At 31.5% G+C, this 23299-nt stretch carries 23 protein-coding genes and 1 pseudogene; 20 read left to right on the top strand and 4 right to left on the bottom strand.

Translation table 11 applies throughout. The features are described 5' to 3' along the window. Positions 1–6: 6 nt before the first annotated feature. Positions 7–201: a hypothetical protein gene (locus tag B2G86_RS08685; RefSeq protein WP_078357711.1), complete on the bottom strand. Its 195-nt coding sequence runs from the start codon at positions 199–201 to the stop codon at positions 7–9. Positions 202–541: 340 nt separating this feature from the next. Here B2G86_RS08685 and sufC point away from each other — a divergent pair, with 340 nt between their 5' ends. Genes sufC through sufB form a run of 5 tightly spaced genes read left to right on the top strand, consistent with a single transcriptional unit; the run spans position 542 to position 5815 of the window. Continuing rightward, positions 542–1321, top strand: a complete 780-nt coding sequence (gene sufC, locus B2G86_RS08680) for a Fe-S cluster assembly ATPase SufC (RefSeq protein WP_078357710.1) — start codon at positions 542–544, stop codon at positions 1319–1321. A 35-nt stretch (positions 1322–1356) separates the two neighbouring features. Continuing rightward, complete coding sequence (gene sufD, locus B2G86_RS08675) at positions 1357–2673, top strand: Fe-S cluster assembly protein SufD (protein WP_078357709.1); 1317 nt, start codon at positions 1357–1359, stop codon at positions 2671–2673. Beyond that, on the top strand, positions 2670–3941 hold the full coding sequence (locus B2G86_RS08670; RefSeq protein WP_174221883.1) for a cysteine desulfurase: 1272 nt from the start codon (positions 2670–2672) through the stop codon (positions 3939–3941). The genes sufD and B2G86_RS08670 overlap by 4 nt, the downstream gene beginning before the upstream one ends. Continuing rightward, positions 3931–4371, top strand: a complete 441-nt coding sequence (gene sufU / locus B2G86_RS08665; RefSeq protein ID WP_078357707.1) for a Fe-S cluster assembly sulfur transfer protein SufU — start codon at positions 3931–3933, stop codon at positions 4369–4371. The genes B2G86_RS08670 and sufU overlap by 11 nt, the downstream gene beginning before the upstream one ends. 46 nt (positions 4372–4417) lie before the next feature. Beyond that, entirely contained in the window at positions 4418–5815 is a 1398-nt protein-coding gene (sufB, locus tag B2G86_RS08660) for a Fe-S cluster assembly protein SufB (protein ID WP_078357706.1), read from the top strand. Positions 5816–5899: 84 nt separating this feature from the next. Here sufB and glcP read toward each other — a convergent pair whose 3' ends face one another. Continuing rightward, the gene (gene glcP, locus B2G86_RS08655; protein ID WP_078357705.1) at positions 5900–7267 is read right to left on the bottom strand and encodes a glucose transporter GlcP; all 1368 of its coding nucleotides are present in this window, start codon (positions 7265–7267) and stop codon (positions 5900–5902) included. 234 nt (positions 7268–7501) lie between these two features. Here glcP and B2G86_RS08650 point away from each other — a divergent pair, with 234 nt between their 5' ends. Genes B2G86_RS08650 through dgoD form a run of 5 tightly spaced genes read left to right on the top strand, consistent with a single transcriptional unit; the run spans position 7502 to position 12307 of the window. Further along, positions 7502–8722 (top strand): ROK family transcriptional regulator, encoded by a 1221-nt coding sequence (locus tag B2G86_RS08650; RefSeq protein ID WP_078357704.1) that lies wholly within the window; start codon positions 7502–7504, stop codon positions 8720–8722. An 18-nt stretch (positions 8723–8740) separates the two neighbouring features. Beyond that, complete coding sequence (locus tag B2G86_RS08645) at positions 8741–9526, top strand: SDR family NAD(P)-dependent oxidoreductase (RefSeq protein WP_078357703.1); 786 nt, start codon at positions 8741–8743, stop codon at positions 9524–9526. 20 nt (positions 9527–9546) lie between these two features. After that, the gene (locus tag B2G86_RS08640) at positions 9547–10500 is read left to right on the top strand and encodes a sugar kinase (protein WP_078357702.1); all 954 of its coding nucleotides are present in this window, start codon (positions 9547–9549) and stop codon (positions 10498–10500) included. Positions 10501–10512: 12 nt separating this feature from the next. Further along, a complete protein-coding gene (locus B2G86_RS08635; protein ID WP_078357701.1) occupies positions 10513–11157 on the top strand; it encodes a bifunctional 4-hydroxy-2-oxoglutarate aldolase/2-dehydro-3-deoxy-phosphogluconate aldolase in 645 nt (214 codons plus the stop codon). Between the two features lies 1 nt (position 11158). Further along, positions 11159–12307: a galactonate dehydratase gene (gene dgoD / locus B2G86_RS08630; RefSeq protein WP_078357700.1), complete on the top strand. Its 1149-nt coding sequence runs from the start codon at positions 11159–11161 to the stop codon at positions 12305–12307. A gap of 593 nt (positions 12308–12900) precedes the next feature. Here dgoD and B2G86_RS08625 read toward each other — a convergent pair. Both B2G86_RS08625 and B2G86_RS08620 read right to left on the bottom strand, forming a co-directional pair. After that, a complete protein-coding gene (locus B2G86_RS08625; RefSeq protein ID WP_078357699.1) occupies positions 12901–13365 on the bottom strand; it encodes an ImmA/IrrE family metallo-endopeptidase in 465 nt (154 codons plus the stop codon). A gap of 35 nt (positions 13366–13400) precedes the next feature. Beyond that, the gene (locus B2G86_RS08620) at positions 13401–13730 is read right to left on the bottom strand and encodes a helix-turn-helix transcriptional regulator (RefSeq protein WP_078357698.1); all 330 of its coding nucleotides are present in this window, start codon (positions 13728–13730) and stop codon (positions 13401–13403) included. A 141-nt stretch (positions 13731–13871) separates the two neighbouring features. Here B2G86_RS08620 and B2G86_RS08615 point away from each other — a divergent pair, with 141 nt between their 5' ends. The 10 genes and pseudogenes from B2G86_RS08615 to B2G86_RS08570 form a co-directional block, all read left to right on the top strand. After that, on the top strand, positions 13872–14192 hold the full coding sequence (locus B2G86_RS08615) for a phage holin (protein ID WP_078357697.1): 321 nt from the start codon (positions 13872–13874) through the stop codon (positions 14190–14192). A gap of 19 nt (positions 14193–14211) precedes the next feature. Further along, entirely contained in the window at positions 14212–15465 is a 1254-nt protein-coding gene (locus B2G86_RS08610; protein WP_078357696.1) for an N-acetylmuramoyl-L-alanine amidase, read from the top strand. Positions 15466–15715: 250 nt separating this feature from the next. Beyond that, positions 15716–17716, top strand: a complete 2001-nt coding sequence (locus B2G86_RS08605) for a DUF1430 domain-containing protein (RefSeq protein WP_078357695.1) — start codon at positions 15716–15718, stop codon at positions 17714–17716. Further along, the gene (locus tag B2G86_RS08600) at positions 17716–18078 is read left to right on the top strand and encodes a YxeA family protein (protein WP_078357694.1); all 363 of its coding nucleotides are present in this window, start codon (positions 17716–17718) and stop codon (positions 18076–18078) included. The genes B2G86_RS08605 and B2G86_RS08600 overlap by 1 nt, the downstream gene beginning before the upstream one ends. Then, positions 18075–18707 carry an ATP-binding cassette domain-containing protein gene (locus B2G86_RS08595; protein WP_078357693.1) on the top strand — a complete coding sequence of 211 codons (633 nt, stop codon included), beginning with the start codon at positions 18075–18077 and terminating at the stop codon, positions 18705–18707. The genes B2G86_RS08600 and B2G86_RS08595 overlap by 4 nt, the downstream gene beginning before the upstream one ends. Positions 18708–18859: 152 nt before the next feature. Next, positions 18860–19708: a DUF72 domain-containing protein gene (locus tag B2G86_RS08590; protein WP_078357692.1), complete on the top strand. Its 849-nt coding sequence runs from the start codon at positions 18860–18862 to the stop codon at positions 19706–19708. 12 nt (positions 19709–19720) lie between these two features. Continuing rightward, entirely contained in the window at positions 19721–20542 is an 822-nt protein-coding gene (locus tag B2G86_RS08585; RefSeq protein WP_078357691.1) for a sulfite exporter TauE/SafE family protein, read from the top strand. A gap of 12 nt (positions 20543–20554) precedes the next feature. After that, entirely contained in the window at positions 20555–21886 is a 1332-nt protein-coding gene (locus B2G86_RS08580; RefSeq protein WP_078357690.1) for a bifunctional metallophosphatase/5'-nucleotidase, read from the top strand. 76 nt (positions 21887–21962) lie between these two features. Then, on the top strand, positions 21963–22883 hold the full coding sequence (lipA, locus tag B2G86_RS08575) for a lipoyl synthase (RefSeq protein WP_078357689.1): 921 nt from the start codon (positions 21963–21965) through the stop codon (positions 22881–22883). A 9-nt stretch (positions 22884–22892) separates the two neighbouring features. Next, positions 22893–23270 (top strand): annotated as a pseudogene (locus tag B2G86_RS08570) (YutD family protein); the annotation flags it as partial. Between the last annotated feature and the right edge of the window lie 29 nt (positions 23271–23299).

Genomic DNA, 23299 nt, shown 5'->3' with positions numbered 1-23299 from the left:
ATCTAGCTATTCGGCTAGATGCTCTTTTAATTTTATTGATCTATAGTTTCTTACATTAAATGTAGCGATACTAGCAATTGTCAATGCGGTTAAAAGTGTGTTGTATAAACTACTTATATTTATGACGCCTACTAAATTTAATAATAATATAAAAGCACATATCGCACTTATTACAAATGCAAATTGTTCATAGCGTTTCATTTGGACTTCCTTTCCGTATTTTAAATTTTATTTAACATCATTATAATATACATTTTCCTAAATAGCCTTCTTAAGCCATTCAAATAGATTTTACATAAAATGAGAATAGATTGAAATGATTATCATTTGAAAGACTTTTCAGAAAAATGTTATTTATGAAGCGTTTCTTCTATATAAATTGAGCGAAAGTGTTTAATTGACTTAGTAACTACGTTATAATGTGAAGGGTAAAGAATCATAACAAACTTTGACGTTAGATTAAAATTATTATAAACTAGAAAAGATAATGTAGGGTTATCTTTTTTAAATGTGAATAAATTCTCTGGAGGGAAAAAATAATATGGCATCAAAATTAGAAATCAAAGATTTACACGTAGAAATCGAAGGCAAGGAAATTCTTAAAGGTGTAGATTTAACAATACAACAAGGTGAAATTCACGCAATAATGGGACCAAATGGTACTGGTAAATCAACTTTATCTTCTGCTATTATGGGACACCCTAAATATGAAGTAACTAAAGGTGAAATCCTTTTAGATGGTGAAAATGTATTAGAAATGGAAGTTGATGAACGTGCTCAAGCTGGTTTATTCCTAGCTATGCAATATCCATCAGAAATTTCTGGTGTAACAAATGCTGATTTCTTACGTTCTGCTATAAATGCTAAACGTGAAGAAGGCGACGAAATTAACTTAATGCAATTCATTAAGAAATTAGATAAAGAAATGGATCTATTAGAAATGGATCAAGACATGGCTCAAAGATACCTTAACGAAGGTTTCTCTGGCGGTGAGAAGAAACGTAATGAAATTCTTCAATTAATGATGTTAGAACCTAAGTTTGCTATCTTAGATGAAATTGACTCAGGTTTAGATATTGACGCTTTAAAAGTTGTATCAAAAGGTATCAACAAAATGCGCGGTGAAGACTTTGGTTGCTTAATTATTACTCACTATCAAAGACTATTAAATTATATTACACCAGACTTCGTACACGTTATGATGCAAGGTCGCGTTGTAAAATCAGGTGGCGAAGAATTAGCGAGACGTCTTGAAGAAGAAGGTTACGAGTGGATTAAAGACGAACTTAATATTGAAGACGAAACAATCAACGCTGAATAATATATAAGAATTATAGTCAAGTAGGAGGAGTATAAATGGCAACTGAAACAAAGTTAAATATTAACATTGAAGACATCGTTAATTATTCAGCATCTCAGAACGAACCACAATGGATGACTGATTTAAGAAAAGAAAGTTTTCAAAATTTAGATAAATTAGAAATGCCTAAACCAGACAAAACTAAAATTGATAGATGGAATTTTGATACTTTTAACACTCATGTAGTTGAAAGTGATACATTCGATTCAATTGAAAGTTTACCTGAATCAGTACAAAAAATTATCGATACTGAAAATGCAACAAACTTAATTGTTCAACATAATAATACGCCTGCTTTTACTAAAGTAGACGAAAAATTAATTGAAAAAGGTGTTGTAATTAAAGACTTAAAAACAGCTTTAATTGAAAATAGTGATTTAGTGCAAAAATACTTCATGACAGATGCTGTTAAAGTAGATGAGCATAGATTAACTGCACTTCACGCAGCATTAGTAAATGGTGGTGTCTTCGTATACGTACCAAAAAATGTTGTCGTTAAAGATCCAGTACAATATGTAGTACTTCATGATGATAGCGATGCGAGCTTCTTCAACCATGCGATTATCGTAACTGAAGAAAGTGCTGAAATAACTTACGTTGAGAACTATTTATCTACTGTATCTTCAAATAAAGGTCAGTTAAATATTGTTTCTGAAGTTATAGCTGGAGCTAACTCAAATATCACTTATGGTACAGTTGATTTCATGGATAAAGATTTTACTGGACATATTATTCGTCGTGGCACAGCTGATGCTGATGCAACAATTGATTGGGCATTAGGCTTAATGAATGATGGTAGTACAATCAATGACAACACTACTTATTTAATGGGTGACCGTTCAAACTGTAACCTAAAAACAGTAGTAGTAGGTCGTGGAGAACAAAAACAAAACTTTACAACACAAATCATTCAATATGGTAAAGAATCAATCGGACATATCTTGAAACACGGCGTTATGAAAGATAGTTCTTCATCTATCTTCAATGGTGTTGGTTACATTAAACATGGTGGTACTAAAGCAGATGCACAACAAGAATCTCGTGTTCTTATGTTATCTGAAAAAGCACGTGGAGATGCAAACCCAATTTTACTTATTGATGAAGATGATGTAACAGCTGGACATGCAGCTTCAGTAGGTAGAGTAGATCCAACCCAATTATACTACTTGATGAGTAGAGGTATTTCTCGTGAAGAAGCAGAGCGCTTAGTTATTCACGGTTTCCTAGACCCAGTTGTATCTGCATTGCCAATTGAAGACGTAAAACGTCAATTACGTGATGTTATCGAACTTAAAGTAACAACACAAATATAAATAAAGGCACAGAAAGGTCTGATAATGTGGCCGAATCAACATTTAATGTAGAAAAAATTATAAAAGATTTTCCAATATTAGAGCAACAAGTTAACGGTAGTAGACTCGTGTACTTAGATTCATCAGCCACAAGTCAAACACCTACGCAAGTAACGAATAGTATAGTAGATTATTACAATCGCTATAATTCAAATGTTCATCGTGGTGTGCATACACTTGGAACGCTTGCTACAGATGCTTACGAAAAAGCGCGTGAAACAGTTAGAAGATTTATAAACGCACAGTATTTTGAAGAAGTTGTTTTTACAAGAGGTACAACAACAGCAATCAATTTAGTTGCACATAGTTATGGTGACGCAAATGTTTCAGAAGGTGATGAAATTGTTGTTACACAAATGGAACATCATGCTAATATCGTACCTTGGCAACAATTGGCTAAAAGAACTGGTGCAAAGCTTAAATTTATTCCGATGTCAGAAAGTGGCGAACTTGAAAAAGAAGCCATCGATAACACGATAAATGATAATACAAAAATTGTTGCAGTAACTCATGTATCAAATGTATTAGGAACGATAAATGATGTGAAGTATATTGCTGAAGTTGCGCATAATCATAATGCTGTTATAGCAGTTGATGGTGCACAGTCAGCACCACATATGAATGTTGATGTTCAAGATTTAGATGTGGACTTCTTTAGCTTTAGTGGACATAAAATGTTAGGTCCTACTGGAATAGGTGTCTTATATGGTAAGCGTAATTTATTAGATAAGATGGAACCTATTGAATTTGGTGGAGATATGATTGACTTTGTTGGATTAGAAGATGCAACATGGACAGACTTACCAACTAAATTTGAAGCAGGAACACCTCTTATTGCTGAAGCAATTGCCTTAGCTGAAGCTATAAGATATATTGATTCTATCGGAATGGATAACATTCATCAGCATGAGTATGATTTAGTTAGTTATGCATACAATGAAATGTCTAAAATCGATGGATTAGATATTTATGGACCAGCCCCTGACAAAAGAGCAGGGCTAATAACATTTAATGTAGAAGGTGTACATCCACATGATTTAGCGACTGCACTAGATTCTGAAGGTGTCGCTGTAAGAGCGGGGCATCATTGTGCGCAACCATTAATGAAATGGTTAAACCAATCTTCAACAGCACGAGCAAGCTTCTATATTTATAATACTACTGAAGATGTTGACCAGTTAATTCAGGCACTTAATGGAGCGAAGGAGTTTTTCTCTTATGAATTTTAATAACTTAGATCAACTATACCGTTCTGTCATTATGGATCATTACAAGAATCCTCGTAATAAAGGTGTTCTTGAAGATGGATCTTTAACAATAGATATGAACAACCCTACTTGTGGTGACCGCATCCGCTTAACATTAGATGTTGAAGATAATGTTATTAAAGATGCTAAGTTTGAAGGTGAAGGTTGCTCTATTTCAATGTCTAGTGCATCAATGATGACTGAAGCAGTAAAAGGTCATTCAATCGAAGAAGCTTTAGCAATGAGCAAAGAATTTTCAAATATGATGCTTGGAGAATCTTACGATATCAATGAAGAAATGGGCGACATTGAAGCTCTATCAGGAGTGTCTAAGTTCCCAGCACGTATTAAATGCGCAACATTAGCTTGGAAAGCATTTGAAAAAGGAACAAAAGAGCAAGATAACGCGTAACTTTTGAACAATGGGCGAACGCTATTATAATAGAGGAGTGAAGAAAATGGCTAAAAAATCACCAGAAGTTGGAGATTATAAATATGGCTTCCATGATGAAGATGTTTCTATTTTCCGTTCAGGTAGAGGTTTAACAGAAGAAATCGTTAAAAAAATATCTGAAATGAAAGACGAGCCACAATGGATGCTTGATTTTCGTTTGAAATCATTAAAACAATTTTACAAAATGCCTATGCCAATGTGGGGTGGGGATTTAACAGAATTAAACTTTGATGAAATCACATATTATGTAAAACCTTCAGAACGTTCAGAACGTTCATGGGATGAAGTTCCAGAAGAAATTAAAAATACTTTCGATAAATTAGGTATACCTGAAGCAGAACAAAAATATCTTGCGGGTGTATCAGCACAATATGAATCAGAAGTTGTTTACCATAATATGGAACAAGACTTAGAAGATCAAGGAATTATCTTCAAAGACACAGATTCAGCATTACGTGAAAATGAAGATTTATTTAAAGAATATTTCGCAACTGTAATTCCAGCTGCTGATAATAAATTCTCAGCATTGAACTCAGCAGTATGGTCAGGTGGATCATTCATTTATGTACCAAAAGGTGTAAAACTTGAAACACCACTTCAAGCGTACTTCAGAATTAACTCTGAAAATATGGGTCAATTTGAAAGAACATTAATCATTGCTGACGAAGGTTCTTCAGTACACTATGTTGAAGGTTGTACAGCACCTGTTTACTCAACAAATTCACTACACTCAGCTGTAGTTGAAATTATTGTTAAAAAAGATGCATACTGTCGTTATACAACTATTCAAAACTGGGCAAATAATGTTTATAACTTAGTTACAAAACGTACATTTGTTTATGAGAATGGTACGATGGAATGGATCGATGGTAACTTAGGTTCTAAATTAACGATGAAATATCCATCTTGTTTCTTACTTGAAGAAGGCGCTAGAGGTATGACTTTATCTATCGCACTTGCAGGTAAAGGACAAGTACAAGATGCTGGTGCTAAAATGATTCATAAAGCGCCAAACACTTCATCAACAATTGTATCTAAATCAATTTCTAAAAATGGCGGTAAAGTTGTTTACCGTGGACAAGTACACTTTGGCCGTAAAGCTACAGGTGCTCGTTCAAACATTGAATGTGATACATTAATTATGGATAATGAATCTACTTCAGATACAATTCCTTATAATGAAATTATGAATGATAACATTTCATTGGAACACGAAGCGAAAGTTTCTAAAGTATCTGAAGAACAATTATTCTACTTAATGAGCCGTGGTATTTCAGAAGAAGAAGCTACTGAAATGATCGTAATGGGCTTCATTGAACCATTTACAAAAGAATTACCAATGGAATACGCTGTAGAAATGAACCGCCTAATCAAATTTGAAATGGAAGGTTCAATTGGTTAATCATTAACGACTACAGTAATACAATTTTATTAAAATAAATAACACTCAATCCGAAAGAAATACTACGGATTGGGTGTTTTATTTTTAATCTATTTCAGATAATGTTGCTGAAGATGTTCTGTTTCTTAAATCTACTTCAATTTCTTCTAAACTACGTCCTCTTGTTTCAGGAATGTATTTTATAACGAATATCATTGCTAATATTCCGATTGCTGCGAAAATCAAGAATACTTGTTCAATACCCATTACTGACGTGAGTATCGGGAATAATTGAGCGACTAATAAACTACCAATTGATAATGATAATGTTGCAATTCCTGTTGCTGCACCTCGTGCTCTCATAGGGAATAATTCTGGTAGAACAATCCATAAAATAGGTCCCCATGTGAATGCGAAGAAAATAATAAACATTGTTAAGCATGTTACGATTATCCAAGCACCGACTGTGGAGTCTAGACCGATTGTCCATACTAGTGTTGCCATTATAAGTAATGAACTAACCATACCGATATTCCCTGTAATGAGTAGTTTTTTACGATCAATTTTATCCATAATCATAATCGCAAAAATGGTAACTATCACATTAACAGAACCAATTCCTACTGTACCTAAAATTGCAGTTGCATCTCCTAAACCTGCTTGACTAAAGATAGTAGGAGCGTAATAAATGATAGCATTGATACCGATTATTTGTTGTAATAAAGCAAATATACAGCCAATGAGTAGTACAGGTCTTAACCACACAGATTTCAATACTGTCCATGTGCTTTCTGATATATGAATAATTTCTTTCATTTCATCTATTTCTTTATCGATTTCAGATTGTTGTCGTGTTATAGCCATAACTTTTCTAGCTGCTTTTTCACTTCTATGCTCAAGTAACCATCTTGGACTTTCTGGCATAAAGTAAACACCAGCCATAAGAATAATAGATGGTACAACAGCTAAACCTACCATCCATCTCCATGCCTCAGCATCAGCGAAAGCATAGTTTACTAAATATGATGCTAAAATTCCTATTGTAATCATAAGTTGATTTAACGAGCTAAGTGAACCTCTTGTATCTGTTGGTGCCATTTCTGAAAGGTACACTGGTACGATTGCTGTAGAGCCTCCGACTGCTAAACCAATGATGAATCTACCGATAACAAGTATGACCATTGATTGTGCAAATGAAAGTATTAAAGCACCAAGTATAAATACGATAGCTATTATAAATACTAGCTTTCTTCTCCCGAGTTTGTCTGATAAAGGTCCACTTGCGCCCGAACCGAATATTGCACCAACTAACATGGAACTTACAACAAGTCCTTCGGTAAAGTTTGTTAGTGGAATATCATTTTTTATAAATAGTAAAGCGCCAGAAATAACGCCAGTGTCATATCCATAAAGCAAACCACCTAATGCACCAAGAAAGAATATTAACTTTGTTCGATAATTGCTTGCTTCCATCCTATTACCTCCAAATATTTTGAATAAGAACTTCGAATAACTAAAACTATTCGAGGAATAATTTATTTCAAAACCAGATTTAATTATTCTAAATAACTAAAAGGTTGTAATTATCTAAATAATCTGATTTAATTATAAATGTAAGCCTTTTCAATTATAAAATCAAGTTTTATTTCAAAATAAATCAATTATATAGTTATTGCACATTACTTATTTAAGGTGAGGAGGACTGTTATGAAGCAATCATCAAGGATTAATGTGAATTTGATGAAAGATTATAATAAACAACTTGTATTAAGAACTATTCAAAAGCATGGACCTATATCTAGAGTCGAGGTTGCCAATAGAATTGACTTATCTCGGCCATCAGTTTCAGAAATTGTTTCAATATTAATTGAAGAGCAATGGATTGAAGAAAAATCCTCTGAAGTAAAAGTAAGAGGAAGACAACCTATTCCTCTAGATATTAATAAAGAGAAGAAAGTCATAATTGGTTTAGAAATTGGTGCATATTCTACTATGGTTATTGTTAACAATTTAAAGGCAGAGATATTAAATGAGATAGCAATTGAAATGGATGTACATAAAAATCCAAATGAGATGATTGAGTATTTAGGAAATCAAATTAATTTAATTACTGAAAGATATAAAGCAAATCAAATTGAAGTACTTGGTATCGGTGTAGGCATGCATGGACTCGTTGATACTGAAAAAGGTGAAAATATATTTGCTCCTAATTTAGGTTGGAGAAATGTACAGATTAAATCAATATTAGAAAAGATTACACAATTAAAAGTCTTAATTGATAATGACTGTAATAGTGCAGCACTAGCAGAAATGTGGTTTGGACAAGGTAAAGATGAAAGTAATTTCATTTCAGTAATTGTTGACTATGGAGTTGGTGCAAGCATTATCAACAATGGTTCTATTTTTAAAGGGAGTCATCATGTTACAGGGCAGGTTGGTCATATAACGATAGATCCTGATGGTCCTTTGTGTTCATGTGGAAATTATGGATGTTTAGAAACTTTAACTTCTGAAACAGCTATTTTAAAAAAAGTAAAACGCAAATTAAAAATAGGTGAGAAAAGCAATATTTTAAATCAAAAGGATAACATTGAAGACTTAACCATCGATGATTTTTATATTGCAGTAAATAAAGGTGATGAATTTTGCATAAATATTGCGCACGAAGTTGCAAGAAATCTCGGGTTAGGATTCACTATTTTAATTAACTTATTTGGACCAAGATTTATAGTTCTTGGTGGTAGTTTAACTAAAATAAGTGATGCATTAATACCTATTATAAAAGAAGTGATTCAATTAAAAGTAATGGGTGAAGAAGCTAAACATACACCAATCATTACTTCAGCTTTAGGAGATGATTTATACACTATTGGTGCAGCATCTTTAATCGTTGAAGATATATTCTCTTTACCAAGACCAAATAAATAAATTCAAGGAGGAGTCATAATGAGTAATTTAAATGAACAAGTTGCAATTGTCACAGGTTCTGGAAAAGGAATCGGAAAAGGAATCGCTAAACAATTAGGGAGCAAAGGTGCGAAAGTAGTAGTAGCGACTATAGATTCAGATTTTGGGAAAGAAACAGCTGAAGAAATCAAACAGAGCGGTGGAGAAGCTTATTTTATTGAAACAGATGTTTCAAAAGAAGAAAGTATTATAAATATGGTTAAAGAAACAGTTAAACAATATGGACAGATTAATACACTCGTAAATAATGCCGGAATTACGGTGTTTAAATCAATAGAAGAAGCTACTGTAGAAGATTGGGATTCTATTATTAATATTGATTTGAGAGGTACGTTTCTTTGTACAAAATACGTTATTCCAGAAATGAAAAAGCAAGGAGGAGGTTCAATTATCAATATCTCTTCTAATCATTCGATTGCAACTTTACCTGATACTGATATGTATGCAGCTGCGAAAGGTGGCGTAAATGGCATGACACGAGGTATGGCACTAAGTTTAGGTAAATATAATATACGAGTTAATGCCATTTGTCCTGGTTTTACAAATACTTCACATTTAAAAAATTGGTTTGATTCAATGGACAATGAAGATGAAGTAAGAAAAGGTGTGTTAGATTTACATGCTACTTCAAGAATAAATGAGCCTGAAGATATCGGCAAATTAGCACAATATTTAGCTTCTGATGATTCGGAAATGATGACAGGTGAACACTTAGTTATAGATGGTGGATTGTCAGCTAGATTATATAATGCAGAAGGTTATTAAGTTAAAGGAGTGAGGAAATAATGGATGTTTTATCTATTGGTGAAACGATGGTAGTTTTTTCTCCGAATGAAGTTGGTCCTATGCGTTACGCACACAGCTTTACAACTCATATAGCAGGAGCTGAGACAAATACGCTCATTGGCTTAGAAAAGTTAGATATAAAAACAGGATGGATTAGTCAACTTGGAAATGATGAACTAGGACATAAAATACTTTCATTTGTAAGAGGTGAAGGCATTAATGTTGATGCAGTTCAATTAATAGAAGATGCACCTACTGGTATCTTTCTTAAAGAAAAAGTACGTCAAGATCAAACACGTGTACATTATTATAGAAAAGGTTCTGCTGCAAGTCTCATGACAAATTCAAATATAGATAAAGATTATATAGCAAAGTTTAAATATTTATATGTTACTGGTATTACACCAGCACTAAGTGAAAGCTGTAAAGAGACAACATTCCATTTAATATCTATAGCAAAAGAACTAAACTTGAAAATTATATTTGATCCTAATTTGAGGCTTAAATTATGGAGTGAAGATGAAGCTCGAGAAACCCTATTAAAAATGATTTCATTAAGTGATATTGTGTTACCTGGAATTAGCGAAGGTGAATTTTTGTTTAATGAGAAGTCTGAAGAAAAGATTGCTCAGAATATTATAGAACATGGTGCATCTACTGTTGTAGTGAAACTAGGGAGCAAAGGTGCATATTATCATAATGAAAATTATGCTGGATATGCAACAGCTTCAAAAAAGATTGAAGTTGTTGATCCGGTTGGTGCAGGTGATGGATTTGCAGCTGGATTTATAGCGGGTTATATTGATGGATTGTCTATTCATCAGGCTGTCGAACAAGCATGTAATGCAGGAGCACTTGTGACTACTGTTAAAGGTGATGTTGAAGGATTGCCAAGTAAAGAAGAAATCGAAAAAATGAAAAATACAAAGATTACTGATGATGTAATCAGATAAGGAGTAATTATAATGGATACTTTAAAAATTATAAAAGAAACTAAGCTCATTGCAATTTTAAGAAATGCAGATCCAAATAATATTTTACCTATTGTTAAAACGTTATATAAAGCAGGAGTTAGGGCAATAGAAGTTACAATGAATTCGCCTAAAGCTCTAGAATCAATAGAGTTAATAGCTAATGAAATGAAAGGAAAAGTAGTCGTTGGAGCAGGTACAGTATTAGATGCTGAATCTGCAAGATTAGCGATATTAAATGGTGCTACATTCATCTTATCTCCAACAGTTAATAAAGATACAATTAGAATGAGCAAGAAATATGGTGCAGTTAGTATTCCAGGAGCATTAACACCTACTGAAATATTAGAAGCGTATGAATATGGTGGAGATATCATTAAAGTATTCCCAACTACTACGATGGGTCCACAATATATTAAAGATTTACAAGGTCCATTACCACATATTCCACTTTTACCAACAGGTGGGGTAGATTTAAATAATGTTGAAGATTTTATTAAAGCCGGTGCAGTTGGTGTTGGGCTAGGAAGTGCTTTAGTAAATACTAAAGTCGAAATTACCGATGGATATTATGATGATTTAGAAAAAACTGCGCAATCATTTTATAACAAAGTAAATTCTGAAAAAGGACGTGCATAATATGAAAATAATTGATTATGAATTGTTTCAAGTACCACCTCGTTGGTTGTTTTTAAAAATCACGACTGATGAAGGCATTGTTGGATGGGGAGAACCTGTAATTGAAGGTAAAGCGAGTACTGTTGGGGCAGCAGTAGATGAATTTATGCAACAATTAATAGGCAAGAATCCATTAAATATAGAAAATCATTGGAATATGATGTATAGAAGTAGCTTTTATAGAGGTGGTCCCATATTAATGAGTGCAATCTCTGGAATTGATCAAGCACTATGGGATATTAAAGGTAAATATCATAATGCACCTGTACACGAACTACTAGGTGGTGCGTGTAGAGAATCTATGAAAGTTTATTCTTGGATTGGCGGAGATAGACCTCAAGATACATCTATGGCAGCAAAAAAAGCACATGATAATGGTTTTGAAGCAATTAAAATGAATGCAACAGAAGAATTACAATATGTAGATAGTTATGAAAAAATAGATAGTGTAATAGAACGTGTAGCTAGCATTAGAGAAGCGGTTGGTAATCAATTAGGAATCGGTATTGATTTTCATGGGAGAGTTCATAGACCAATGGCTAAAGTATTAGCTAAAGAATTGGAACAATTCAAGCCAATGTTTATTGAAGAACCAGTTTTAAGTGAAAATATAGAAGCAGTAAGAGAAATTAGTCAAACTACAACAATTCCAATAGCATTAGGAGAGAGACTTTTTTCAAGATGGGACTTTAAGCCAATATTAGAAAGTGGCTATGTAGATATTATACAACCTGATTTATCTCATGCAGGTGGTATTACTGAATGTAAAAAAATTATTTCTATGGCTGAAGCATATGACGTAGGAGCAGCACCACACTGTCCACTAGGTCCGATAGCATTAGCATCTTGTTTACAAGTAGATGCAACATGCCATAATGCTTTTATTCAAGAACAAAGTCTTGGAATTCATTACAATAAAGATAGTGATATTTTAGATTATATTAAAAATAAAGAAGTGTTTGAATTTAAAGATGGGTATGTGGATATCCCTAAAAATCCAGGACTAGGTGTCGAAATAGATGAAGAACATGTTAGAGAAATGGCTAAGCAAGGTCATGACTGGCATAATCCTATATGGAGACATAAAGATGGAAGTATAGCAGAGTGGTAGTTAATAGGGAGTAGGACAGAAATCTAATTTTCAAAAAGATTTCGTCGTCCCATCCAGTCATCTACTTAGTCATAGCACGCTTATATTCACACAAGTCGGAAGAAGTGTGAGCAAGGATAGCTATATTCACACAAGTCAGTAGAAGTGTAATCAAGGATAGTCATATTCACATAAGTCAGTAGAAATGTAAGCAAGGGTAGCTATATTCACACAAGTTGAAAGAAGTGTAAGCAAGGATAGTCATGTTCACACAAGTCGGAAGAAGTGTGAGCAAGGGTAGCTATATTCACACAAGTTGAAAGAAGTGTAAGCAAGGATAGTCATGTTCACACAAGTCGGAAGAAGTGTAAGCAAGGATAGTTATATTCACACAAGTTGAAAGAAGTGTAAGCAAGGATAGTCATGTTCACACAAGTCGGAAGAAGTGTAAGCAAGGATAGTCATGTTCACACAAGTCGGAAGAAGTGTAAGCAAGGACACTCATATTCACACAAGTCAGTAGAAGTGTGAATAACCTTTATAGAAAAAGCGCAGAAATTCAATGTTGAAATTGAATTTCTGCGCTTTTTAAATTATTGTCCCATCCTCTATTGTTAATTTATTTCTCTATATTCAAATACTTGAAGTGGATTAAATTTAATTAAATAATGATCATACCAAGTACTTAAACCATATTTTTGTTTATAATGTACTAAAGCTTCATCAATATATCCTTCCGATACATCTAAATAATTGCTTAACTCAAATTTGTTTTGAACACCTGATTGATATGCTTGGACTATACTTTTTAAAGGTATGATTTTTTCGAATCCTAATCTTCTTGCTTTATGTTCGAATTTCCATTTCCATAATTCATTTGTATCAAGTATATCGCCATACGTTATATCATGATGGGCCAATTCTTCTCCTAGAACTTCTAACTTTTCTTTGTTAGATAAATCATCTTTCAATAAAATTAATCCATCTACATATAAACCTTTCAATTGATGTGGAAGGTTATTTGTTTCTTTTATGACGATGTGTTCATTATTGATAAGTGTTTTTTCGTATCTATTCAAATTATCCCCACCATAAGTTTTGTATAAAATATGTTTTATTTATTTCTTTGTTTTATGAAATCAACATATTCTAATACTTTTTTTAATTCTTCTTCAGTTAATTCTCCATCTAGATGTGCTGCAATTGTTTCGGCAGTTGAATTATATGTCCCTTTAGCTTCCCCATCTAAAATATAACTCACACTTACATTAAACAATTTAGCCATTTCTTCTATTTTTTTCATCTTTGGTGCTTTACGACCTGTTTCCCAATATGAAATGGATTGCTTTGAAACTTGTAATTCATCTGCTAATTGTTGTTGCGTCCATCCATTCCTTGTTCTTAATAAACTAATTTGTTCAGAGAGTTTATTTTCAGACACCATAAGTTTCCCGCTCCTTATATGATTTATACTTATATTATAACTCTTGGTTATATTTTTTCAATGAAATAATAAAAAATATAACCTAAAGTTATTGACGTCAACCAAAAGTTATACTATAGTGTAACCAAGGAGGTGATAAACATGGTTAAAATGAATTTCAAAACAGATAAAGTTAATTTGAATTATTCAGAAGATGAGAACGGAATCCAAATTGATCCGGATAAAGTTAAACAGTTCATCGCAATGATAGGTGGTTTTATTGGAGCGTTGTACTTAGCTTTAAATGCTTCTGGTATTCAAGTCGAATGGCTGAATCCTCAAAAGTTAAATGCATGGATGAATGTATTAAATACAGGTATTCCAATTGTATTTGTACTATATGGAATTTGGAAAAATACATTCATTTTAACGAATCACTCTAGGGAACAGGAAAAGATTTTAAAGCAATCAGGTAAGAAATAAAAATTGAGAGGATGATTGAATGTTAACAGCAATAAATTATTTAACTAAAAAAGGATGGGAAATATCTTCAGATCCAAGAACGTACGATAACTATCCAAAGCAATATGGATATAGAAACTACACAGAGGATGGTATCAACTATGATGCTTATTGTAGCGGATATCATAGAGCTTTCGACGTATTTAATAATAAGACAGATAATATTCCTGCAGTTGCAAGCGGAACAGTAATTCTCAGTGAACCGTTTGGAAACTTTGGTGGAACAATGGAGATTAGAGATAGCAATGGTAATGATTGGATATATGGGCATATGGAAAGAGATTCTTTGAAATTTTCCAAAGGAGATAAAGTCATTCAAGGAGATATTATTGGCTTACAAGGTAATTCAAATTACGATGACAATCCAATGAGTGAACATTTGCATATTCAACTACGTCAAAAAGGAGAAAACATTGCAAATGAAATCACAAGAGTTTGCAGTGGTATGCCAATAGAAAAATATGATATTACAAAATTAAATCAAAAATTAGATCAATCTAAAAATAAAGGAGCAGTTCAAATGAGTAGAAAAATTATGATCGTAGCAGGGCATGGGTATAATGATCCAGGAGCAGTAGGAAATGGTACAAATGAAAGAGATTTTATTAGAGCAAATATTGTGGATAGAGTAGCTAATTATTTAAGCCAAGCAGGAAATGATGTTGCAGTATATGGTAAAAACCAAGACATGTATCAAGATACAGCATATGGACAACAAGTAGGTAACAAGACAGATTATGGGCTGTATTGGGTTAAATCACAAGGTTATGAAATAGTAGTGGAATTTCATTTAGACGCAGCATCAGCATCAGCAACTGGAGGACATGTCATTATTCCAAGTGGATTAGCACCAGATAACATTGATAAAGCATTACAAGCAGCAATTCAAAAACATGTCGGCACAATTCGAGGCATTACTGAAAGAAGTGACCTATTAAATTGTAATGTTGCAAAAGCAGAATATATCAACTATAGACTTGTAGAATTAGGATTCATCACATCAACAAAAGATATGAATGCCATTAAAAATAATTTAAGCGCATATACAAAATCATTAGCAGAAGCAATACACGGAGCAGCAATTGGAAGTAATCCATCAACATATACAGTCGTAGCAGGAGATACGTTGTGGGGAATCAGTCAAAAAACAGGCGTGACAGTCGCAACATTAAAGAAATTAAACGGCTTAACATCAGATGTGATACAAATTGGACAAGTATTGAAATTAAAATAGGAGATGTAAATATGAAAGATAAAAACGAAAAAAATACCTTAGACATAAACATTACCCAATGACGGCCATCATTTAATAAGTATATGTAAGGTATCTAACTAATTTAAATATAACACAAAACCCTTGCTATCAACAAAAGATAGCAAGGGTTTTGTTATGGGAATAAATGTATAATTTATAATTGACAGAATATTATGAATTGTTTATATTATAATTAAGCTAGCTTAAATCACATAAGGGAAGTGTAAGAATGAAAAATATAACAAGAATAACTATATTTTTTACATTCCTTACTTCGACATTTTTGTTTTTGAATTTTTATAAATATTACGATGAAATAGGCATTCCTGGTTATGAAGAAGGGTTTATAATAACTAATTTGGATAAAAAGCTGAGTAAAAAAGAAGCAAATAAAGTAATTGTTAAACTATCAAATAAGTATAATACTAACATTATAAGAGAGAATAAGAATTATGAAGATAATGGGAAATCAAAATTTTTAGTGCAATATAAAAATGATAAGCACAGCTTTTCAGAGCGTCCATTTACTTACGGTAAGAAATACAAATTATTAGAACCAAATGATGTAAAGGTAAATCAGTTGAAACTTGTGGGAGCATTCTTTTTTACTGATGAACCTTTACCTCAAACGTTCTATAAAGAATTAGAAGATAATGGACTTACTGCGGTATATTTTAATCAACCTGTTTTCTTTGTCCTTGTAGACTACTTAAATGTATATAAATTGATTCCATCAATTGGAATGTTGATGATCATTTTATTTATTGCTATTTTGTATCATAATGTAACCTCAATTAAAGATATGTCTATAAAAAGGTTACACGGGTTTACTACACAGAAAATTTTTCGAATTAAATCAAAAGAACTTTTTATCATTTTTCTTAAATATTTCTTTGTAATTAATATGATTATGACAATAGGTCTCTTAATATATAATAAATTAGCACAGTTCATATATGTTCAATTATCATTTTTGGTTTTCGCATTAATGTTTTTAACCATCCTATTTATAATGATGTCTATATCTTTTATCATCGTATACAAAGAGTCGTTTAAAATAACGAAATATATTAAGTATGATGGGATTGGAAATATTCTTAAATACTTACCAGGTGCAATTAAAATTTTGGTAATGTTAACCTTATTAAATGTTATTAATAGTTCGATGTTTAACTATAATGAATTAAAAGACAATTTAGTAAGTGAAAAATATTGGATTAAAAATAAGGATTTATTTATGACCGAAATATCAACTAATGAAAATGGTACAGATAAAGAAAAAAATGACAACGTTGAAAAAAGAATCTTAACTTTAATAAACAAAATTCCCGAAGATAAATGGCTATTATCTTATAACAATTATTATGATTGGAAAAATAAAGGCGAGAGATATGATTTAGAAAATGCTATTTTTGTAAATAAGACTTATGTAAAGAGAAATGGAATTAAAGTAAAGGGTGAAAAACAAATAGACTTTTCGAGATTGACTATTTTATTACCTGAAAAGGCATATAACAAGAAGAATATTTTTCAATTAAAAAAAGAAATGAATGAATATATCAACCAGCTTAATGATGAAAGAAGTATTACTAATAAAGAAAAATATTTAAATGTAGAGGTCTTGAAAACTGATAACCATTTCGAATTATTCAATTATAGTAGTATGTTTGAACTAAAAAATGCTATTTCATATAATCCGGTCATTGTAATTATGCCTAAAGAATTAAATCCATTTTCTTTTTATTCGACAGCTGCATCTAATGGAAGTTTATTGTTTAAAGACTATGATTTTATACAAAATAAAATAGAAAAATATAAACTAGACGATGAAATTCAAGGTTTAACGAACATTTATAGTAAAGTCATAGATGATATTCAACAACTAAAATTAAATTTAGGAATATCCTTGATAACGGCCATTTTTGGGAGCGTTGTTCTTTTTAGTGTTTATATTTTTAATGTATGTTTATATTGCGATTCTGAAAAGAAAAAAATATTTGTTAAGACAATTCATGGATATTCTTTTGTGAAAAAGCATTATCACTTTATGATGATAAGTATTGTTTCTTCATTGATATCTTTGTTAATTGTTAAATATTTTGATGTCTTATCACTTTCATTTCCGGTGATTTGTTCAGTTATATTATTTGAAATATTATCTTTGATTTTTGTGATTCGACGTTATGAGTATTACTTATTAAAAAATGCACGACGAGGTGAGAGTCAGTAGTGAGGCGAATATTTATTATTATTTTTTCTATTATAGTTGTGATTTGCATAGCTTTATTTATTTTAAAATATACTGAAGAGAAAATAGATAGATTTAATCCTTTAGTTAAAAGACAGTGGAGTTATGCTAAAGTGCCTAATAGTGAATATCCTGATAAATTAAGTACTAAAGAAATTGAAGAAATCCAAGATTATAAAGATATCGAATCGTTTGATGAAAATGGTAAAAAGAATAGTTATTTATTAGATTTTAAAGGATTTAATCCTTCTGAAAAATATGTCAAAATTGATCACAAAGGTAAATGGGTATTCTTTATTGATTATATTAGTAAAGCAGAATATGAAAAGAGAATTAAACAATGATTCAAGTGAAAAATTTAAATAAGCAGTTTAATGGTGAATATTTATTTACGGAGTTTAATTTATCTGTTAACAAAGGTGAAATGATTGCTATAACTGGGAAAAGTGGTTCTGGTAAATCAACTTTATTAGCTTGTATGTGTGGACTTGAAAAGTTTGATAAAGGTAAAATTGAAATTAACAAACGTAATATAGCTAATATGAAACAAAAAGATAAAGTGTTAATATATAGAAATGAAATTGGATATTTATTTCAAAATTATGCTCTCATTTCTCATGAAACGATCAATTACAATTTAGAGATTGTATTAAGTTATAAGAAACTGAGTAAAGCAAAGAAGAAAGAGTTAAAGTTAGAAGCTTTAAATAAAGTTGGTTTAGATAAGTCACTAGATACAAAAGTTTATACTTTGAGTGGTGGAGAGCAACAAAGGGTAGCGATTGCAAGATTATTATTAAAAGAACCTCTTGTTATATTTGCAGATGAACCAACTGGTGCATTAGATGAAGTTAATAAACATATTATCTTGAAATTATTACTAGAATTCAAAGGAAAATCTACGATAATAATTGTTACACATGATGAAGAAGTTATGAATTATTGTGATAGAAATATACAGTTAAGTAAATGATATTTTGGAATAGTTAAAGTAGGAAGAGACAAATTAATTGTCTCTTCCTTTTTTATTATATAGACAAAAAGTAATCTTCTTTTTACATGATTTTAATCAAACAAAATGAACTATAAATACTCGTTATGGTATGATAAATGTGGTGATAATATATGATAAAAATTGGCCTAACTGGATGGGGAGATCATGATAGTTTATATGAGGACCTTTCTAATAAAAAAGATAAATTAAAGGCATATGCTGCTCATTTTCCAATTGTGGAATTGGATGCGACTTATTACGCGATTCAACCACAAAGAAATATTGAGAAGTGGATTCGTGAAACACCAAATAATTTCAAATTTGTTGTTAAAATACATCAGGCTTTAACTGGTCATGCTGAAATTACTGATTTTGCTTCAGGTAAGGTAGAGTTGTTTAACTTATTTAAAGATTCTATGGCGCCCTTAAAAGCTTCTGGTAAATTAGCGATGATTCTAGTTCAGTTCCCACCTTGGTTTGATTTACAACCTCAAAATATTAATTATTTACGTTATGTTAGAGAGCAATTAAAAGATTTTGATGTATGTATTGAATTTCGAAATCGCACTTGGTTTAAAGATGATGTAAAAGAATACACTTTAGAATTTTTAACTGAGATGAAATTTATTCATAGTGTTTGTGATGAGCCACAAAGTGGAGAAGGTTCTATTCCATTTATTAATCGTATTACACATGATGTAGCTTTTGTTCGATATCATGGAAGAAATGTTAATGGATGGACTAAAAAAGACATGACTGATCAAGAGTGGCGTGATGTAAGATATTTATATGATTATAATGAAGCGGAACTAAAAGAATTATCAGATAAAGTTAAGATCTTAAACCATAAAGCAAAAGATATATATGTAGTATTTAATAATAATTCCGGTGGTCATGCAGCACAAAATGCCAAAACTTATCAAAAGTTATTAGATATAAAGTATGAAGGGTTAGCACCTAAACAACTTAAATTATTTTAGAGGTGGGAAATTATGGCATATTTAGTGTTGGTTATTATTGGCGTTTGTTCTGCGGTTATAGGTGCCTTAGTAGGAATAGGTGGCGGAATAATTATTGTTCCATCACTTGTTTACTTTGGAATTGATCACCATTTACTCTCAGGTATGACGCCACAAAGAGCAATAGGGACATCATCTGTGATTTTGATTACAACAGGTTTGACTGCTACTTTAGGCTATTTAAAAACGAAACAAGTTGATGTGAAGAATGGTTTAATATTCTTGATTGGAATTATTCCTGGAGCTTTAGTAGGTGCATATTTAAGTAAATATTTCACATTAGATTCATTTAATTTATATTTTGGTATTTTTCTAATACTTATATCTATTATTTTAATGATTCGAAATCAAGTGAAACCAATTAAATATTTTCAACAAGAAAAATATTTAAAATCATTTATTGATAAAACAGGAGAAAAACATCAATATGGCATACCACCAATTGCAGCTGTTATATCAGCATTTATTGTAGGTATTACGACTGGATTATTTGGAATCGGTGGTGGCGCATTAATGACACCACTCATGATTATTGTATTTAAATTCCCACCACATGTTGCAGTAGGGACAAGTATGATGATGATTTTCTTCTCTAGTTTATCAAGTTCTGTGAGTCATGTTATACAAGGCAATGTATTATGGGTACATGCAATTGTATTGATTATCTCAAGTTACTTTGGAGCGAAAATTGGAGTAAAAATTAATAGTAGAATGAAATCAGACACAGTTGTTTTAATTTTAAGAATTACAATGTTAATCTTAGGTATATATTTGATTATAAAAAGTATTTTATAAGGAGTTGAATCTGTGAAGCTTACAATTTTTCATACGAATGATATACACAGCCATTTAAATACATATGCAAAAATATCTCAATATATTAAAGATGAAAGAAGCAAACTTCAACATGATTCATTATATATTGATATAGGTGACCATATAGACTTGTTCCATCCATTAACTGAAGCATCTCAAGGTACTGAGAATGTTAAAATATTAAATGATAGCAATGTAGATGTTGTGACACTTGGAAATAATGAAGGCATGACAATCTCTCATGATTCACTCAACCATTTGTATGATGATGCTCAATTTGATGTAACATGTTGTAATTTGTTTGATCTTAATAGTAATTTACCTAATCATTTAACATCTCATGTACTCAAGAATGTTAATGGCATTAAAGTATGTTTGATAGGTTTAACAGCACCATTTAATCATATATATGAAACTTTAGACTGGAAAGTGACTTCACCGTTACTTGCATTAAAAAATGAAATCTCACAAGTTAAAGAAGATTATGATGTATTAATTGTTATGAGTCATGTAGGAATCTTTTTTGACGAACAGTTATGCGAAGAGTGTCCAGAAATTGATGTGATTTTTGGAGCACATACACATCATTATTTTGAACGTGGAGAAGAAAAAAATGGAGTATTGATGGCTGCTGCAGGTAAGTATGGACACTATGTTGGGCAAGTAGATTTAGAGATTGAAAATAATAAAGTTATTCATAAAGAAGCACAGATACTCGATACAACTTTATTGGATGAAATTCCTAATAATTATGAAGAAAAAGGGAAATCACTATTAGATAAACCGGTTTTAAATAGGAGAATATCTTTACCTCGCCGTTTAAATAGTGCGAGTTATACGACGGATTTACTTTGTGAAAGTGTATTAGAGTTTACAGAAGCAGATTGCGCAATCATAAATGCAGGGTTAATTGTTAAAGAAATTGATGATAGTAAAATAACTGAATATGATATTCATCAAATGCTACCTCATCCAATAAATACAGTTTCAATTGAATTAAGAGGCGTGGAGCTTAAACAAATTATTTACAAAGCGATGGAACAGTCCTATATAGATGAAGTTGCGATTGGTTTCGGGTTCAGGGGAGATATTTTTGGCGGATACGTATTTAAAAATATCGGCTATATAGAATCCACTGGCCAATGCTTTGTAAAAGGTATTGAAGTTCAGGATCACGAGCAATATAAACTAGGAACAATTGATATGTATACATTTGGTAGATATTTTCCGATATTGAAAGATATGAATATAAATTATATTATGCCCGAGTTTTTAAGAAATATTTTTGAACAAAAGTTAATACAAAAAGAAAAGAAAGTGTAAGGAGCATTTAAATTTATACGTATTTTGGTTATAATGAACGAAGATGAAAATTAATTATAGAAGGGTGTTCACGTATATGGCTACTAAAAATGAAGAAATATTACGTAAACCAGACTGGTTAAAAATAAAGTTAAATACTAACAAGAACTACACTGGATTAAAGAAAATGATGCGTGAAAAGAATCTACATACTGTATGTGAAGAAGCAAAATGTCCGAATATTCATGAATGTTGGGGAGAACGACGTACTGCAACATTTATGATTTTAGGAGCAGTATGTACAAGAGCATGTCGTTTCTGTGCAGTTAAGACAGGTCTTCCAAACGAATTAGACTTAGACGAACCACAACGTGTTGCAGAATCAGTACAATTAATGAACTTAAAACATGTCGTTATTACAGCTGTTGCAAGAGATGATTTGAAAGATGCAGGTTCAAACGTTTATGCTGAAACTGTACGTAAAGTAAGAGAATTAAATCCATATACAACTATAGAAATATTACCTTCAGATATGGGCGGTAGTTATGAAGCGTTAGAAACTTTGATGGATTCTAAACCAGATATTTTAAACCATAATATCGAAACAGTTAGAAGATTAACACCAAGAGTTAGAGCACGTGCAAAATACGATCGTACGCTAGAATTTTTAAGACGTTCTAAAGAAATGTATCCAGATATTCCTACAAAATCAAGTTTGATGGTAGGTTTAGGAGAAACTGTTGAAGAAATCTACGAAACAATGGATGATTTACGTGCAAACGATGTTGATATCATGACAATCGGACAATATTTACAACCATCACGTAAACATTTAAACGTTCAAAAATATTATACGCCGTTAGAATTTGGTAAATTAAGAAAAGTAGCAATGGAAAAAGGTTTCAAGCATTGTCAAGCTGGCCCAATGGTACGTAGTTCATATCACGCTGACGAACAAGTAAATGAAGCAGCTAAACAAAAACATATTCTAGGTGAACAGGAACTTAATAAACAATAAGGTGATTGAATGTTAACTAAAATAGAAAATAACTATTTTGAAGTAATTAAAGACGATCAACAATCATTCAATGAAGAACAATTTACATCACGTTATTCTGAAATACTAGATAAATATGATTATATTGTTGGCGACTTTGGCTATGACCAACTTCGTTTAAAAGGTTTTTATCACGATTCTAATAAAAAAAGCGATGCCAATAAACGATTTTCGGCAATACAAGATTATTTACTCGAGTATTGTAACTTTGGATGTAAATATTTTGTACTAAGACGTTTATCTAAAGGAGAAATCACGAAATTAACAGCTGAAGACGCTGACTTTGTAGATGAAGATAATAAATTAGATGATGTAAAAATCGAACCATCAATACAACAAAATAGTAAACAAGAAATCGAAGAAGTAGAAATTGTAGA

This window comes from Mammaliicoccus fleurettii (assembly GCF_002018435.1).
GTDB lineage: Bacteria > Bacillota > Bacilli > Staphylococcales > Staphylococcaceae > Mammaliicoccus > Mammaliicoccus fleurettii.
The sequence above is the reverse complement of the archived record's forward strand: the minus strand, read 5'-3'. Positions and strand labels throughout refer to the sequence as shown.

What these genes read in the sequence shown, in the direction of transcription:
- sufD (WP_078357709.1), top strand. Translation starts at nt 1,357, where the DNA reads ATGGCAACTGAAACAAAGTTAAATATTAACATTGAAGACATCGTTAAT.
- sufB (WP_078357706.1), top strand. Translation starts at nt 4,418, where the DNA reads ATGGCTAAAAAATCACCAGAAGTTGGAGATTATAAATATGGCTTCCAT.
- B2G86_RS08650 (WP_078357704.1), top strand. Translation starts at nt 7,502, where the DNA reads ATGAAGCAATCATCAAGGATTAATGTGAATTTGATGAAAGATTATAAT.
- B2G86_RS08645 (WP_078357703.1), top strand. Translation starts at nt 8,741, where the DNA reads ATGAGTAATTTAAATGAACAAGTTGCAATTGTCACAGGTTCTGGAAAA.
- B2G86_RS08605 (WP_078357695.1), top strand. Translation starts at nt 15,716, where the DNA reads ATGAAAAATATAACAAGAATAACTATATTTTTTACATTCCTTACTTCG.
- B2G86_RS08595 (WP_078357693.1), top strand. Translation starts at nt 18,075, where the DNA reads ATGATTCAAGTGAAAAATTTAAATAAGCAGTTTAATGGTGAATATTTA.
- dgoD (WP_078357700.1), top strand. Translation starts at nt 11,159, where the DNA reads ATGAAAATAATTGATTATGAATTGTTTCAAGTACCACCTCGTTGGTTG.
- B2G86_RS08590 (WP_078357692.1), top strand. Translation starts at nt 18,860, where the DNA reads ATGATAAAAATTGGCCTAACTGGATGGGGAGATCATGATAGTTTATAT.
- B2G86_RS08585 (WP_078357691.1), top strand. Translation starts at nt 19,721, where the DNA reads ATGGCATATTTAGTGTTGGTTATTATTGGCGTTTGTTCTGCGGTTATA.
- B2G86_RS08615 (WP_078357697.1), top strand. Translation starts at nt 13,872, where the DNA reads ATGGTTAAAATGAATTTCAAAACAGATAAAGTTAATTTGAATTATTCA.
- B2G86_RS08685 (WP_078357711.1), bottom strand. Translation starts at nt 201, where the DNA reads ATGAAACGCTATGAACAATTTGCATTTGTAATAAGTGCGATATGTGCT.
- B2G86_RS08610 (WP_078357696.1), top strand. Translation starts at nt 14,212, where the DNA reads ATGTTAACAGCAATAAATTATTTAACTAAAAAAGGATGGGAAATATCT.
- B2G86_RS08640 (WP_078357702.1), top strand. Translation starts at nt 9,547, where the DNA reads ATGGATGTTTTATCTATTGGTGAAACGATGGTAGTTTTTTCTCCGAAT.
- glcP (WP_078357705.1), bottom strand. Translation starts at nt 7,267, where the DNA reads ATGGAAGCAAGCAATTATCGAACAAAGTTAATATTCTTTCTTGGTGCA.
- sufU (WP_078357707.1), top strand. Translation starts at nt 3,931, where the DNA reads ATGAATTTTAATAACTTAGATCAACTATACCGTTCTGTCATTATGGAT.
- lipA (WP_078357689.1), top strand. Translation starts at nt 21,963, where the DNA reads ATGGCTACTAAAAATGAAGAAATATTACGTAAACCAGACTGGTTAAAA.
- B2G86_RS08620 (WP_078357698.1), bottom strand. Translation starts at nt 13,730, where the DNA reads ATGGTGTCTGAAAATAAACTCTCTGAACAAATTAGTTTATTAAGAACA.
- B2G86_RS08635 (WP_078357701.1), top strand. Translation starts at nt 10,513, where the DNA reads ATGGATACTTTAAAAATTATAAAAGAAACTAAGCTCATTGCAATTTTA.
- sufC (WP_078357710.1), top strand. Translation starts at nt 542, where the DNA reads ATGGCATCAAAATTAGAAATCAAAGATTTACACGTAGAAATCGAAGGC.